Origin of the sequence: Phyllobacterium ifriqiyense, assembly GCF_030817885.1 — a bacterium.
Lineage (GTDB): Bacteria > Pseudomonadota > Alphaproteobacteria > Rhizobiales > Rhizobiaceae > Phyllobacterium > Phyllobacterium ifriqiyense.
Genome location: NZ_JAUSZT010000002.1, coordinates 84,709 through 99,350 on the forward strand (window position 1 = coordinate 84,709; position 14,642 = coordinate 99,350).

Here is a 14,642-nt window from a genome sequence, read left to right on the forward strand (position 1 = left end):
TGCGAAATAACGGTAGGACGTCGGATCTCTGACCGAGATCCGTAAACATTTCCTTGTCTTAGCGTCCAGGACTCCACCAAATTTACCTGAATCAATTCACGGAGGATCTCACGTGAAACGGCATACCCATGACAAAAATGCACCCGATACCACGTTTCACCCACATGGCGCGGTCGGTGACGTCTACGACTTCATCGTCTGCGGCGCCGGCTCTAGCGGCTCGGTTGTCGCAGCGCGGCTGGCGGAGGATGGAGACGCGACCGTTCTGCTGATTGAAGCGGGCGGAGATAATGAATCCGAGACCGTATCGAACCCTGCGCAATGGCCACTCAATCTTGGATCAAACCGGGACTGGGGCTTTGTCGGACAGCCAGCGGCTGGCCTGGATGGCCGCCGACTCCCTCTGAGCATGGGCAAAGGGCTTGGCGGCGGTTCGAGTATCAACGTCATGGTATGGGCCAGGGGACACAAGGAAGACTGGAACCACTTTGCGGCCGAGGCCCGGGATGACGCCTGGGGTTATCAATCGATCCTTGGCTACTATCGCCGGATAGAAAATTGGCAAGGCGTGCCGGACCCATCTCGTCGCGGAACCGGCGGGCCCGCCCATGTATCGCAGCCTGCGTCGCCGCAGCCAGTGGCGCAAGCGCTTTTGAGCGCTGCGTCAGCGATCGGCATTCCGGTCTTCGGTTCAACAAACGGCGAAATGATGGAGGCCGCTGGCGGCGCATCGATTGCTGAACTGCGTATCAAGGAGGGCAAGCGGGAATCGGTGTTTGAATCATACGTTCGTCCGCTGCTGTCGCGTTCAAATTTGACGGTGATAACGGAGGCACTGGTTACGCGTCTCATCTTCGATGGTAAGCGGGTGAGAGGAGTTGAAGCTCTGATCGATGGTCGGCGACGCCAGTTCATGGCGCATTGCGAAACGGTATTGTCGCTTGGAGCGATCAACACGCCGAAAGTTCTTATGCAGTCCGGTATCGGCCCGGAAGACGAACTGCATTCCCACGGCATTCCAATCGTGCAACACCTGCCGGGGGTTGGCCGCAATCATCAGGATCATCTCGCCTTCGGCTGCACCTGGGCCTACCGAAAACCGGAAGCCATCGGCGGGAGCGGTTGCGAGGCAAATCTCTACTGGAAGAGTGACGCAGGTCTGTCCCAGCCTGATATCCTCCAGTGCCAGTTGGAGTTCGCCGTTCCGTCGCCTCTTGAGGCCGGTCTTGAAACACCGGAGCACGGCTGGACGATGTTCAATGGTCTCGCACAGCCGAAAAGCCGCGGCCGTTTGAGGCTCTCTGGCCCCGACATAAACGATCCCGTCCTGATCGAACCGAACTCACTCAGTGAGCCGGAAGACATGGTAGCAGCGTTGGCCGCAGTCGAGTTGTGCCGCCAACTCGGAAACAGCGATGGCTTCAGACCTTTGGTGACAGGCGAAACCGCTCCCGGTCAGCGAAACAGATCAGGCATGATCGATTTTATCCGTCGCTCGGCCGTCACCTATTGGCATCAATCCTGCACCGCCAAGATGGGACGCGACGCCATGTCGGTGGTCGACAACGAGCTCAAGGTCTACGGCATCGAAAGCCTTCGCATCGCGGACTCCTCGATCATGCCGCGGATTACCACCGGCAACACGATGGCGCCGTGCGTGGTTATTGGAGAGAGGGCATCCGATTTGATCCGAAAGATGCATTTCCTAGGAAATTACTAGGTTTGCTCAATCTATCTCGCATCACCGATCGAAAACTCGGTGGCCTGACTGCGTCGGCCACCGAGTGATCGCCGATCGGCAAAGCGATCGTTCAAATTGGATGAGAGCTCAAAGCCCATCGTATAAGGGTGATCCCAGCAGCTACGCCGCTTTCACGTCGTGCATGGCCTTTGCCAGATGGCTCCTATGGAATGCCATGAGGAACATTTGCCGGTGCTCGCAATAATGTACGTGGTTATGCTATCACGCTCGCCAACGGGATCGGGGCGAATGGTTCACCATTCCGGCTGTTAGAGTTCCTTGATGAGCGGAATGTCGGGCGGAATCTTGAAGACCGGCACATGAGATCCCCGCCGCACAGTTCAAGTTCCTATGTAGGCGCGGCCCGGCTTAAACAAGAAAACCTGAATCGATGGAATTTAAAGAATACCATTCCTGTCGAGATTAAAATTTGGCGCTTAGGCTTTCCGAAATAGCACTCGGGAACCTGATTATGAGCAAGCGCATCGGCCAGTTGAAACTAGGCGCATTTCTGTACCCCACGGGGCATCATATTGCGGCATGGCGCCATCCGCAGGCTCAAGCAGACGCAGGATCGAATTTTGCTCATTACGCTGAGCTGGCGCGCATTGCCGAAGCAGCGAAATTCGATCTGATCTTCATGGCCGATGGCGTTGGTACGCGTGGCACCGATACCGAAGCGCTTAGTCGCACTGCTATCCGTTACGTGGCGCAGTTTGAACCGCTGACGCTTCTTTCGGCCCTTTCTGCCCTGACCGAGCGCGTGGGCTTTGTCGCTACGGCGTCGACGACCTACAACGAACCCTATCATATCGCTCGCAAGTTCGCTTCGCTCGATCATATAAGCGGAGGGCGCGCCGGCTGGAACCTGGTGACGTCAGCCAGTGAAGACGAGGCGCATAATTTCAACCGTGATCATCACGTTGCCCATGCGGAGCGTTACGAACGTGCCGAAGAATTCGCCGATGTCGTTCGCGGACTATGGGACACCTGGGAAGACGATGCGTTCCTGCGCGATAAGCCCAGCGGCATCTACTATGATCCGTCCAAACAGCATCTTCTCAATCATCGCGGCAAGCATTTCAAGGTGAAAGGTCCGCTCAACGTATCGCGATCACCCCAAGGTCATCCGGTGATCGTACAAGCCGGCTCATCGGAGCCGGGCAAGGATCTCGCAGCGCGAACCGCCGAAGTCATTTTTACAGCGCACCAGAATATCGAGGACGCCCGTGCATTCTACCGCGACGTGAAGGGCAGGCTTGCCCGCTTTGGGCGTTCGCCGGAGGATCTGAAGATAATGCCCGGCATTTTCCCCGTTATTGGCAAGACCCTGTCGGAGGCCCAGGAAAAATTTGAGCAGATTCAGGAGCTCATTCATCCGTCCGTCGGACTGTCCCTGCTCAATGGCATAGGCGGCGATGTCGACCTGTCGAAATATCCTCTGGACGGACCTCTGCCTGACGTCACCGAAACCAATGGCAGCAAGAGCCGCCAGAAACTGATGGTCGATCTGGCCCGCCGCGAGAATCTGACGATCCGCCAGCTTTACCTGCGTGTCGCCGGTGCGCGAGGCCATTGGCAGATCGTGGGTACCCCGACCCAAATCGTCGATCAGATGGAAGACTGGTTCACAACCGGTGCTGCCGATGGCTTTAACATCATGCCGCCGCATCTGCCTGTCGGGCTTACAGATTTTGTCGAGCATATTGTGCCGGAACTCCGACGCCGCGGACTTTTTCGCACCGAATATGAGGGGCGCACATTACGCAGCCATCTAGGTTTGCGTGAGCCGCACCATCCGGCTCAATCAGCTGTTGCGGCCGAATAAACCAACAAAGGAGCAATTATGTCGAGCGTTGCGCGCGTGAAAATCAACAATGTCAGCCGGCGTTTCCAGGTCAATGGAAATACGATCACGGCACTTGATAATGTGAGCCTCGATATTGCGGCAGGCGAATTTGTCACCATTGTCGGAGCCAGCGGTTGCGGCAAGTCGACACTGCTGCGCCTTGGCGCGGGTCTCGATGTGCAACACGACGGCACTATCGAACACGATGGGGCACGAGTCATCGGTCCCAGCCTTGATCGCGGTATCGTGTTTCAGGAGCCGCGCTTGTTTCCATGGTTGACAGTCGAGCACAACGTTGCGCTTGGCCTCGAAAACGCAAACTTCTCGAAGGCGGAAAAACGCGAACTCGTTGCAAAACAGATCGCGTTGGTGGGCCTGACCGGCTTTGAGAAAGCCTACCCGCACCAACTATCAGGCGGCATGGCACAACGCGCCGGAATTGCGCGCGGTCTGGTCAATCGCCCTGATGTCCTCTTCCTCGACGAACCTTTCGGCGCTTTGGATGCCATCACCAAGGCTCGCCTTCAGGGGGAGTTGCAGGATATCTGGGCCCAGGAGCAGATTACAATGGTGCTCGTCACGCACGATGTCGATGAGGCTGTCTATCTTGGTGACCGCGTGGTGATCATGTCGCCGAGCCCGGGCCGGATCAGGGAAACCGTCACTGTGGATTTGCCGCATCCGCGCGAGCGAACCTCCGCGCAGCTCGCCAGTATTCGCAATCACGTACTCGATATTCTCAACAGCACGACGAGTGACGACAAGCCGAAGTTCCCGATCAAACAGCCTGCTGCAAAAGAACAGCCGGCTCCCAAGGCAAACCTGATCCATGCCGCCTTACGCCCAAAACCTGCCAGCCGGCCCCTCTATTCATCGACGGAGATTTGACATGAACCTATCCCACTTCACCCGAAGAGCGGTCATTGCCGCATTCGCCTTTTCTTCCTTTGTGTTTCCGGCTATTGCCGAGGAACCACTGACGATCAACGTCGGTTATGCCGCCATCGGCCTCGACAGCCGGCCTTATTCGGAAGGCACTTCCGCAGCAACAGCGAGAGCGGGCGAGTATCTTGAGAAAGAATTCGCCGGCGATCCGAATATCAAGATCGAATGGTTCTTCTTCAAGGGCGCCGGTCCGGCCGTCAACGAAGCCTTTGCCAACAACCAGCTCGACTTTGCTTACCAAGGCGATCTACCCTCCCTGATCGGCCGCGCCAATGGATTGAAGACCAAATATCTTCTGGCCAGCGGTGCACGCAAGCCCCTGTATCTGGCAGTCGCCAAGGATGCCGCGATAAAATCGGTCGCGGATCTGAAAGGCAAGAAAGTCGCCTATCAGCGTGGCACCAATGGACATCTTGCGGCGATCAAGATCCTAGAGGCCAATGGCCTCACCGAGAAAGATCTGCAAGTCATCAATCTCGATAGCGCAGGGACAGTTGCAGCGCTCACAAGCCAGGACATCGATGCGGCATTTGGCGATACAGCACTGATCAATCTCGCCGAAAAGGGCAATGCCAAGGTGATCTACACCACAAAAGGAGACGATCCCCGCTATGGCCGCAATGCTGGTATCGTTGCGCGCGAAGAGTTCATCGAAAAGCACCCGAAAATCACCCAGCGCATCGTTGACGCCTTTGTCAAAGCGGCGCAGTGGTCCTCCGACGAGCCAAATCGGGCGGCCCTATTCGACCTGTGGCACAAATCTGGCACGTCCATCCCGATCCTCGAAGAATATTTCAAGAACGACAAACTGGCCTATCGCAACTCGCCTCTCATTGATGATCTGCTCGTCTCGCAGTATCGGGAGCAGGGCGTCAAGGCCAAGGAATTCGGTTTGATCCGTCGCGAGGTCAGCACCGACGGCTGGTTTGAACCTAAATATCTCAATACTTCGCTGCAGAAGCTTGGGCTGCAGAATTTCTGGCAGGCCTATGGGGCAAACGGCAAGCCGCTAGGCTCCTAGTACCAAACAAACCTGGCAGACCATCACATGAGTATCGGATCTAACAGCATCACCATCAAAGTTGCCTCTGCGCAACAGGTGGACAAGGCACAAACACAGACGTTTGGAAGAAGATGGGGACTGCACCGTTTTGCGATCGCGCTAGTCCTGCCGGTTGGTTTGCTTATTGCGTGGTGGATTGCCTCGGGGAGGGGCTGGCTGCCGGAGCAGATATTGCCGTCTCCGGCCTATGTCTACTCTACCGCAGTAGACATGATCAACTCCGGTGAAATCTTCTATCATGCAGGCGTCAGCCTGGGCCGCGTGGCGATCGGATTTCTGTTCGGTGCAGTTGCCGGTTTGGCACTCGGCATGGCAATGGGCCTGTCACAACGGGCCGATGACTATGTCAGGCCGCTGTTTCTCGCCTTTGCGCAGATACCGACGCTTGGCTGGATTCCCTTGCTCATGCTGATCTTCGGCATTGGCGAAACCTTGAAGATCATCGTCATCGCCAAGGGAGCACTCGTTCCTATGGCAATAAATACCGCTGCTGGCATCCGTTCGGTTCCCGCCAATTTGGTTGAAGTCGGCCATGCCCTGCGTTTCGGCCGTTGGCAGACCTTGCGTCTCATTGTGCTACCCGGAGCGGCACCCTCTATTTTTACCGGTATCCGCTATGGTCTCACGCACTCCTGGACCGCGCTCGTCGGCGTCGAGTTGCTCGCGTCCTCGGAGGGACTTGGCTATCTGTTGGTTTGGGGCAGACAGATGTTCTGGCTCGACGTTGTCATGGTGGCGATGATCGCTATCGGTATTCTTGGCTTCGTGATGGACAAGGCTCTCGATATCTCGGAGATCTCTGTCCAGCGCTGGAAGCACGAGGAGGGCAGTTGATGTCATTTATCGCGAACTTCCAAACAAGGCGAGCTGTCAAGATCCGGCGCGGTCTGACCATTCCCGTGCTGCTGTTGGTTGTCTGGGAAGTGTCGAGCCGCACCGGTCTGGTCGACTCTCGGTTTTTGCCGTCTCTGGAAGACGTGTTTTTGACCGCAAAGCGTGAGTTGATCGACAACGATCTCATTGGCGAACTCGGTGTCAGCCTCTTTCGCAATGTGGCCGGCTTTCTGATTGGCTCGGCAATCGGGATAGCCTTCGCAACGATGCTGGCGTTGTCGCGCGTAGCGGACGCGTTGGTCACTCCAACCTTCAACAGCCTCAAGCAGATATCATTGCTGGCCTGGATTCCTCTTATATCGATCTGGTTCGGTTTCGGCGAACAGGCGAAGATCGTTTTCGTTGCTCTCGCGGCGTTCATCCCGGTGGTGCTCAATACCTATGAGGGTATGCGCAACACACCGCGTGACCTTATCGAAGTCGGGCAGGCGTTGAGGTTCACACCGCTGCAACGCATCACCCGCATTTTTCTTCCCGCCGCCTTACCTTCGATTGCGACTGGGGTGCATCTCGGGCTGATCTATTCCTGGCTGGCAACCGTTGGGGCGGAATATTTTCTAGCCGTGGGCAGAGGCGTCGGTGGCTTGATCATTGCGGGCCGGGAGCATTTCGACATGGCGCTGGTCATGGTAGGGGTAATCATTCTTGGTCTGGTGGGCTTTACGCTCAACAGACTTGCTGCGGCTGCCGAAGCTCATCTTCTTCGCTGGCGCGTCAGTGCGCATTAACAGCCGGCTTGGCCGCAAACAGGAAATTCGATTGATGTCTACACTCGCCAACGACGGCACCGACACGCCACAACCACCAAATGCTGACCGGATCAGTACGTTGTTGCAGCAACGTTATGGGACGCAACAGGATTTGGCCGGCCAGCTCTCGGTGACAACGGTCATTGAAACACTCCTCGCACACCGGAGCATACGGTTTTATCTGCCGCAATCGGTTCCGGCGACAGCGGTGGAGCTTGCGATCTCTGCGGCACAGTCCGCGCCGAGCTCGTCCAATCTGCAGGCGTGGAGCGTATTGGCAGTTGAAGACGACGACCGCAAAGCGCGGATCAACGCTGTTGCGGGAAATCAAAAGCAAATTGATCAGGCTCCGTTGCTTCTGGTCTGGTTGGCTGACCTATCTCGCTTAAGAAATATAACCAAGACGCAAGGGTCCCCGGCCGAAGGACTGGACTATTTGGAGAGCTTTCTTCTCGCCATTATCGATGCCACACTTGCCGCGCAAAATGCAGTCATGGCCTTTGAATCCCTTGGGCTGGGAACTTGCTATATAGGTGCACTGCGAAACAACCCGGAGGCTATTGCAAGGGAGCTGGCGCTTCCAAAGGAGGTCTTTCCGGTTTTTGGTTTGACTGTCGGGTATCCGAACCCAGGAATCAGGACGGACATCAAACCGCGCCTGCCACGATCAACGGTCTTCCACCGCGAACAATACGGAGCCAACGCAGATAGTGCGGATTTCGGCGACTATAATAAGATACTGCGTGCCTTTCAAAAATTGCAACTTATGCCGGCAATCGATTGGACTGAGCAAATGAGCAGGCGAATTGGCACGAAAGAAGCGCTGAAAAACCGCGATGTACTGTCAAGTGCAGTCAAATTGCTCGGGTTTCGGATCAAATAGGATTGTCCGCTTTTTTTGAGATGTTCGATTTGGCGGGGATGCTTCAAGCACGAGAGCGGAATTTTTTGGGGCGTTTGCCCGCCAGAATGACCTGATTGAAAGCGGCACTACAGGCTTTCAATAGGGATTGTAGACCCTCAGGCTACAATTAAAAACTCCCGAAAATCGCTTGTTATCGGCATTTTCAAAGGAACGTTTCCTGACAACTTCCGAATGAGACCTGCTTCCCTGCACGTACCTTGCCTGGATTGCTATTTTTAGACCAAACGAGTCTTGCAAAACTTTGATACCAGGATAAGCCGGGGCACCATCGCAGGACGCAGACACCTTGCTGAACACGTTCCACCATCCGTTACGGCAGCTAGGACTGCAAAGTCATTCTAAGGATGGTCTAAGAGCACTCGAAGCAGGATAAAGCCGGTCGATCGATGGGAGAAATTGAGCGCCTTTGCGGGTCAGAAAGTCTTGAAAAGCTTTCATGGCGGGCGACAATGTACGGTCCGTTCTTACAACTGAAAACCATTGGCGGCGTATGGGCATGCCAATGACGTCAAGGATTGCCAGCTTGCCGAATTCCAGTTCGAGTGCAATCGTGTGCGCCGAGATGAAGCCTATACCCAATCCCGCCATTGCAGCCTGCTTGATTGTTTCATTGGATGACATCTCAGTGCCGAGATCATCCAGCCGACCGGGCAGTTCACTTAAGAAAATTTCCAAAGATATCCGTGTTCCGGATCCCGGTTCACGTACGAGAAAGTGCTCCTGGGCGATACGCTCCTTGGTGATATCGCGAAATTTGGCAAGCGGATGATCCGGTGCGGCGATCATAACGAGCGGATGATCCCCGAACACGGTTGAGCGAAGCGGAATATCCTTGGGCGGGCGCCCCATCAGGGCCATGTCGACCGCATGGCTTTTAAGGGCAGCAATCGTCTCGGCGCGATTTCCGATGGCCAGTTTTATGGCGATATCCGGATGCTGTTTGCGAAAAATCGCCATCAGCTGTGGTGCGAAATATTTTGCAGTTGAAACCACACCCAGTATCAGGCTGCCAACGCGCAGGCCCTTGATTGCATCGATTTCGTCCTCAAGCAGTCGTAGACGCTCTTCGAGCATCTGCGCTGCGTCAAGAAAGGCTAGACCGGCCAGCGTCGGACGAAGCCCGTCATTGGTCCGGTCAAACAAAATAAGTGCCGCTTCTTCCTCAACAAGCTTGAGCTGAATCGTGACCGCAGGAGGCGTCAGGCCAAGTGCGTTCGCGGCACCGACAATTGTGCCGTGTCGTCTGATTGCCTGGATGGCCCGCAGTTGCTTCAAGGTCAGGTTGCGCATCCCTATACTTAATTTATTTTACTGAGATAGTAAATATAATAAATTTTACTTAGCGAGGGTTCCCTGTTTCGATAGCCCAAGCCTGACAACACGATGATCAGGCCGGGGAGGAATATCATGACAGCGACACTGGAGGCCTTTCTCGCGACCTTTGCCGGTGGAGACGACACCGTTCACATTGCGGTTTCTAAAGTGGTTCGCCGTTTGTCGATAACTGCTGTGGAAATAAGAAATACGATCAATCAAGGCGTGCTTGGCAAGGCGTTTTCACACAATAGTGGCAGCAAGAATGCCGATGGCGATGCTCAAAGCGCGCTCGATATTCTGGCCGATGACATGTTTTTGGAGTCCATGCGGCAGGCGCCGGTTGCCCTTTATGGTTCGGAAGAGCTGGCCCATCCGGCACTGCTCGATCCCGACGCGCCTCTGGCACTTGCCATTGATCCGCTCGACGGGTCTTCCAATATCGATACCAATATCTCGATAGGGACTATCTTTTCCATCCTCCCGGTGGTTGGCCAGCCCGACAGCGAGCCTGGCGCTTCGTTCTTCCAGAAAGGCGAACGTCAGCTCGCTGCCGGTTTCTTCATTTACGGGCCGCAACTCGCACTGGTTCTGACACTGGGAAGCGGGACGCACATCTTCGTATTCTCCTCGCGCCTGGGTACTTTTGTCCAGGCTTATGACAGTGTTGTCATTGCCGACAGGTCGCATGAATTTGCGATCAACGCCGCCAACTATCGTTATTGGAATGAAGCTGTGCGGCTCTATATTGACGATTGTCTCAAGGGAACGGAAGGTCCGCGCGAAAGAGATTTCAACATGCGCTGGATTGCATCGCTGGTCGCTGAAACCTATCGCATTCTCATGCGCAGCGGCGTCTTCCTTTATCCCGGCGACAATCGCAAAGGCTACGGGGAAGGTCGCATCAGGCTGATTTATGAGGCCAATCCCATCGCCTTTCTGGTTGAGCAAGCCGGTGGATCAGCAACCGATACGGCGACACGCATTCTCGATCTGGTCCCCAAATTCATGCATCAACGCGTCCCCTTTGTCTTCGGCTCATCCAGAGAAGTGGCTCGCATCAGTCGATATCATTCGGAACCCAGCAATATTGGCGAACGCGCGCCGCTGTTCAGCAAGCGCGGCCTTTTCCGGGTCTGAGGAGGAAACATGTCTGCAAAGCATCCCATCATCTCAATTACCGGATCGTCAGGCGCCGGAACCACCTCCGTCAAGCGGATTTTCGAGCAGATATTCCGCCGTGAGAACATTGAGGCCGCTTTCATCGAAGGCGATGCCTTCCACAAGTACGACCGCAACGCGATGAAGGCCAAGGTCGCGGAAGAGGAAATGAAGGGCAATCCAAACTTCACGCATTTCAATGCCGATGCCAATGAACTGCAAAAACTCGATGAGACATTCGAAGAATATGCTCGCAAGGGAACCGGCAAAACCCGCACCTACATCCATGACGATGCGGAAGCAGAGCTCTATAGCACACCGGCAGGAACCTTTACCGAATGGCGCGGCTTCGATCCCAGCGATCTGCTTTTTTATGAAGGGCTGCACGGTTGCGCGGTAACCGAAGGCATTAATCTGGCCCGGCATGCGGATCTGAAGATTGGAGTCGTTCCCGTCATCAATCTTGAATGGATCCAGAAGATCCATCGGGACCGCGCCACCCGCGGTTATTCCACGGAAGCGGTCATGGATGTCATCCTGCGGCGCATGCCCGATTATGTCCGGTACATTACTCCACAGTTTACCCTGACTGACATCAATTTCCAGCGGGTGCCGATTGTCGATACCTCAAACCCGTTCATTGCGCGGTGGATACCCACGCCCGATGAATCGATGCTCGTTATCCGCTTTGCCAAACCGCGGGGTATCGATTTCCCCTATCTGCTTTCGATGATCAACAATTCTTTCATGTCGAGGGCCAATTCAATTGTCGTCCCCGGCAACAAACTTGATCTGGCCATGCAACTCATCCTGACACCGCTGATCATGCAATTGATCGAACGTAAAAACCGGGCATCGTGAGGGAGACACCGATGAGTACCTATACTTTGAGGCAAGAAAATCGTGAAGCTGCCAATGTCCGTGAACGGGATATGACCAACGCAATACGCGCTTTGGTCATGGACAGTGTGCAAAAAGCCAATTCTGGCCATCCTGGCATGCCGATGGGCATGGCCGATGTGGCCACGGTTCTGTTCAACCGCTTCATCAAACTCGACCCTCTGCATCCGCTATGGCCGGATCGTGATCGGTTTGTCCTGTCAGCTGGGCATGGCTCGATGCTGCAATACGCCTTGCATTATCTCATCGGATATCCGGATATGCCCATAGAGGAATTGCAGCGTTTTCGCCAACTCGGCGCAAAGACGGCAGGACACCCGGAGTATGGCCATGCGCAAGGTATCGAGCTAACAACAGGCCCGCTGGGTCAGGGTATTGCTACCGCCGTGGGGATGGCGCTGGCCGAGCGTATGCTCGCGGTACGTTTCGGTGAGGATATCGTTGATCACCATACCTATGTAATTGCCGGGGACGGGTGCCTGCAGGAAGGCATAAGTCACGAGGCAATAGATCTCGCCGGTCATCTGAAGCTGTCAAAGCTGATCGTGTTTTGGGACAACAACTCCATTTCAATCGACGGGCCGACATCATTATCGACATCTTTGGATCAACTTGCGCGGTTCAGGGCTGCAGGATTTTACGTACAAGACATAGACGGCCACGATCATGAAGCGATCGCGCAGGCGATTGCTCAGGCGAAGCTTTCCAAGCAGCCATCGCTGATTTCCTGCCGCACATTGATCGGCAAAGGGGCGCCGAATCTGCAGGGAACCGAAAAAACCCATGGTGCTCCTTTAGGAGAGGCGGAAATCGCAGCAGCACGCCAGGCCATGGGCTGGGCGCATGCGCCTTTCCATGTGCCTGAAGACATACTGGAAGCATGGCGCGAAGTCGCACGCAGGGGCGCAGATGAACGGCGTCAGTGGTGTGTGAAAACAGCGGCGTCGCCCTTTGGCGATGAGCTTAGGCAAGCGGTGAAGAAAGAAATACCTGAAACGGTTTTCAAGGATTTGCGGGCTTTTCGTCGCCTGCATCTGGAAAAAGCCACCAAAGTTGCCACCCGCAAAGCGTCTGAAATGGTTCTGGGCATCATCAATAATGCCACCGATCTGACCATAGGCGGTTCTGCTGACCTAACCCATTCGAATCTGACGATTACACCTGGCATGAAGCACATTTCGGCGAATGATTTTTCCGGACGCTATATTCATTACGGCATTCGCGAACATGGAATGGCAGCCGCCATGAATGGCTTGGCACTGCATGGCGGGTTTGTTCCCTATGGCGGTACGTTTCTCGCATTTGCAGACTATGCGCGCGGCGCTATACGCCTCTCGGCATTGATGGGTCAGCAGGTCATTTATGTCATGACGCACGACTCGATAGGTCTTGGTGAGGATGGACCGACCCATCAGCCGATCGAACATCTGGCGATGCTGAGGGCCACGCCGGGCCTGAATGTCTTCCGCCCGGCCGACATCATCGAAACGGCCGAGTGCTGGGAACTTGCACTTCGACACAAGGATCGTCCCAGTGTTATCGTCCTCTCCCGCCAGAACCTGTCGATGCTCCGCCAGGCCGACAGCACGGAAAACCGGTCAAGCCGCGGTGCCTATGTCCTGCGGGAGCCGGCGGAGCCGCGCGCCCTCACGCTTCTTGCAAGCGGCTCGGAAGTAGAGATTGCCTGCACCGCCGCCGACATGCTGTGGGGCCAGTACCAAATCCCTGCCGCAGTCGTTTCAATGCCTTCGTGGGAATTGTTTGAGATGCAGACCCTGGCCTATCGCCGGTCTGTCCTTGCCGCAGCTCCGCGCATCGCCATCGAAGCGGCAGCCAGATTGGGCTGGGACCGGTGGATCGGTGAAAAGGGTGCATTCATCGGCATGCAGGGCTTTGGAGCCAGCGCCCCTGCCTCCGATCTATACAGGCATTTCGGCATCACACCAGAGAGCATCGTTGCCACCACACGCAAGCTCATAAGCTAGGAGGAGTATCGACTATGGCCCGAATTACCTTGCGACAATTGCTTGATCATGCTGCCGAACATGGCTACGGCGTCCCTGCCTTCAACATAAACAATATGGAGCAGGGGCTTGCCGTTATGGAAGCCGCTGCGGCCTGCAAGGCACCTGTCATCCTTCAAGCATCTCGCGGCGCACGGTCCTATGCGAAGGACGTGATGCTGGCCCGGATGATCGACGCGCTTGTGGAGCTGTACCCCGACATTCCCATTTGCCTGCATCAGGATCACGGCAATGATGAAGCCACATGCATGACGGCAATCCGCCATGGTTTCACTTCCGTAATGATGGACGGGTCACTTGAAGCAGATGCTGCAACGCCTGCCTCCTATGAGTACAATGTGGGTATCACCCGACGCGTCACCTCAATCGCGCACTGGCTGGGGGTTTCCGTCGAGGGTGAACTTGGCGTGCTCGGCTCGCTGGAGAGCGGTGAAGCCGAAGCCGAGGATGGGCATGGTGCAACCGGTGTGCTCAGCCACAGCCAGCTTCTGACCGATCCGGATCAGGCCGTCGATTTCGTACTGCGCACCAAGGTTGATGCGCTGGCCATCGCCTGTGGCACGTCGCACGGCGCCTACAAGTTTACCCGGGCTCCGGATGGCGACATCCTGGCAATGGATGTTATCGAGCAGATCCACCGGAAACTCCCCAACACGCATCTTGTCATGCATGGCTCGTCCTCCGTGCCTCAATCCCTGCAGGACGTCATCAACCGCTTCGGCGGAGAAATGCCGCAAACCTATGGAGTACCCGTCGAGGAGATCGAACGGGGCATCAAGCACGGCGTGCGTAAGGTCAATATAGACACGGACTGCCGAATGGCAATGAGCGGGCAGTTCCGCAGGATCGCCACGGAAAGCCCATCCGAGTTCGATCCGCGCAAATTTCTCAAGCCCGCCATGGATGCCATGCGCGATCTTTGCCGCGACCGTTTCGAGCGGTTCGGAACGGCGGGCCACGCATCGAAAATCAAGGTGACTGAGCTTGACGAAATGGCCAGACGTTATGCAGCGGGCCTGCTCGATCCCCAAATCGCTTCCGCCAGAGCTGCATAAAGCAAAAATATTCAAGGAAAGG

Annotated in this window: 12 protein-coding genes; 11 read left to right on the forward strand and 1 reads right to left on the reverse strand. The window is 55.6% G+C overall.

All coding sequences use genetic code 11. The annotated features are described in order from the left end of the window. Window positions 1–112: 112 nt before the first annotated feature. From QFZ34_RS02025 to QFZ34_RS02055, 7 genes are all read left to right on the forward strand, one after another. The gene (locus tag QFZ34_RS02025) at window positions 113–1,720 is read left to right on the forward strand and encodes a GMC family oxidoreductase (protein ID WP_307276234.1); all 1,608 of its coding nucleotides are present in this window, start codon (window positions 113–115) and stop codon (window positions 1,718–1,720) included. A gap of 493 nt (window positions 1,721–2,213) precedes the next feature. Further along, entirely contained in the window at window positions 2,214–3,569 is a 1,356-nt protein-coding gene (locus QFZ34_RS02030) for an LLM class flavin-dependent oxidoreductase (protein ID WP_307276236.1), read from the forward strand. 18 nt (window positions 3,570–3,587) lie between these two features. Next, window positions 3,588–4,478 (forward strand): ABC transporter ATP-binding protein, encoded by an 891-nt coding sequence (locus tag QFZ34_RS02035; RefSeq protein ID WP_307276239.1) that lies wholly within the window; start codon window positions 3,588–3,590, stop codon window positions 4,476–4,478. Window position 4,479: 1 nt separating this feature from the next. Continuing rightward, window positions 4,480–5,556 carry an ABC transporter substrate-binding protein gene (locus tag QFZ34_RS02040; RefSeq protein ID WP_307276241.1) on the forward strand — a complete coding sequence of 359 codons (1,077 nt, stop codon included), beginning with the start codon at window positions 4,480–4,482 and terminating at the stop codon, window positions 5,554–5,556. 27 nt (window positions 5,557–5,583) lie between these two features. Beyond that, window positions 5,584–6,432, forward strand: coding sequence for an ABC transporter permease (locus tag QFZ34_RS02045; protein ID WP_307276244.1), 849 nt, complete (start codon window positions 5,584–5,586; stop codon window positions 6,430–6,432). Beyond that, window positions 6,432–7,220 (forward strand): ABC transporter permease, encoded by a 789-nt coding sequence (locus QFZ34_RS02050; RefSeq protein WP_307276247.1) that lies wholly within the window; start codon window positions 6,432–6,434, stop codon window positions 7,218–7,220. The genes QFZ34_RS02045 and QFZ34_RS02050 overlap by 1 nt, the downstream gene beginning before the upstream one ends. Before the next feature lie 34 nt (window positions 7,221–7,254). Next, the gene (locus tag QFZ34_RS02055) at window positions 7,255–8,124 is read left to right on the forward strand and encodes an NADPH-dependent oxidoreductase (RefSeq protein WP_307276249.1); all 870 of its coding nucleotides are present in this window, start codon (window positions 7,255–7,257) and stop codon (window positions 8,122–8,124) included. A gap of 375 nt (window positions 8,125–8,499) precedes the next feature. Here the strand turns inward: QFZ34_RS02055 and QFZ34_RS02060 are convergent, their stop codons facing one another. After that, window positions 8,500–9,456: a LysR family transcriptional regulator gene (locus QFZ34_RS02060; protein ID WP_307276252.1), complete on the reverse strand. Its 957-nt coding sequence runs from the start codon at window positions 9,454–9,456 to the stop codon at window positions 8,500–8,502. 114 nt (window positions 9,457–9,570) lie between these two features. Between QFZ34_RS02060 and QFZ34_RS02065 the strand changes: the two genes are divergently transcribed. From QFZ34_RS02065 to fba, 4 genes are read left to right on the forward strand one after another with little or no spacing between them, the layout of a single operon-like run. Then, a complete protein-coding gene (locus QFZ34_RS02065) occupies window positions 9,571–10,620 on the forward strand; it encodes a class 1 fructose-bisphosphatase (RefSeq protein WP_307278827.1) in 1,050 nt (349 codons plus the stop codon). 9 nt (window positions 10,621–10,629) lie between these two features. Next, window positions 10,630–11,502: a phosphoribulokinase gene (locus tag QFZ34_RS02070; protein ID WP_307276253.1), complete on the forward strand. Its 873-nt coding sequence runs from the start codon at window positions 10,630–10,632 to the stop codon at window positions 11,500–11,502. A gap of 11 nt (window positions 11,503–11,513) precedes the next feature. After that, a complete protein-coding gene (tkt, locus tag QFZ34_RS02075) occupies window positions 11,514–13,526 on the forward strand; it encodes a transketolase (protein ID WP_307276255.1) in 2,013 nt (670 codons plus the stop codon). A 14-nt stretch (window positions 13,527–13,540) separates the two neighbouring features. Then, window positions 13,541–14,620 carry a class II fructose-bisphosphate aldolase gene (gene fba, locus QFZ34_RS02080; protein ID WP_307276257.1) on the forward strand — a complete coding sequence of 360 codons (1,080 nt, stop codon included), beginning with the start codon at window positions 13,541–13,543 and terminating at the stop codon, window positions 14,618–14,620. Window positions 14,621–14,642: the final 22 nt, after the last annotated feature.

Bases quoted from the DNA above. Each gene is read 5' to 3' on its own strand.
- QFZ34_RS02070 (WP_307276253.1), top strand. From the start codon at position 10,630: ATGTCTGCAAAGCATCCCATCATCTCAATTACCGGATCGTCAGGCGCC.
- QFZ34_RS02045 (WP_307276244.1), top strand. From the start codon at position 5,584: ATGAGTATCGGATCTAACAGCATCACCATCAAAGTTGCCTCTGCGCAA.
- QFZ34_RS02030 (WP_307276236.1), top strand. From the start codon at position 2,214: ATGAGCAAGCGCATCGGCCAGTTGAAACTAGGCGCATTTCTGTACCCC.
- QFZ34_RS02035 (WP_307276239.1), top strand. From the start codon at position 3,588: ATGTCGAGCGTTGCGCGCGTGAAAATCAACAATGTCAGCCGGCGTTTC.
- QFZ34_RS02040 (WP_307276241.1), top strand. From the start codon at position 4,480: ATGAACCTATCCCACTTCACCCGAAGAGCGGTCATTGCCGCATTCGCC.
- QFZ34_RS02060 (WP_307276252.1), bottom strand. From the start codon at position 9,456: ATGCGCAACCTGACCTTGAAGCAACTGCGGGCCATCCAGGCAATCAGA.
- tkt (WP_307276255.1), top strand. From the start codon at position 11,514: ATGAGTACCTATACTTTGAGGCAAGAAAATCGTGAAGCTGCCAATGTC.
- QFZ34_RS02055 (WP_307276249.1), top strand. From the start codon at position 7,255: ATGTCTACACTCGCCAACGACGGCACCGACACGCCACAACCACCAAAT.
- fba (WP_307276257.1), top strand. From the start codon at position 13,541: ATGGCCCGAATTACCTTGCGACAATTGCTTGATCATGCTGCCGAACAT.
- QFZ34_RS02050 (WP_307276247.1), top strand. From the start codon at position 6,432: ATGTCATTTATCGCGAACTTCCAAACAAGGCGAGCTGTCAAGATCCGG.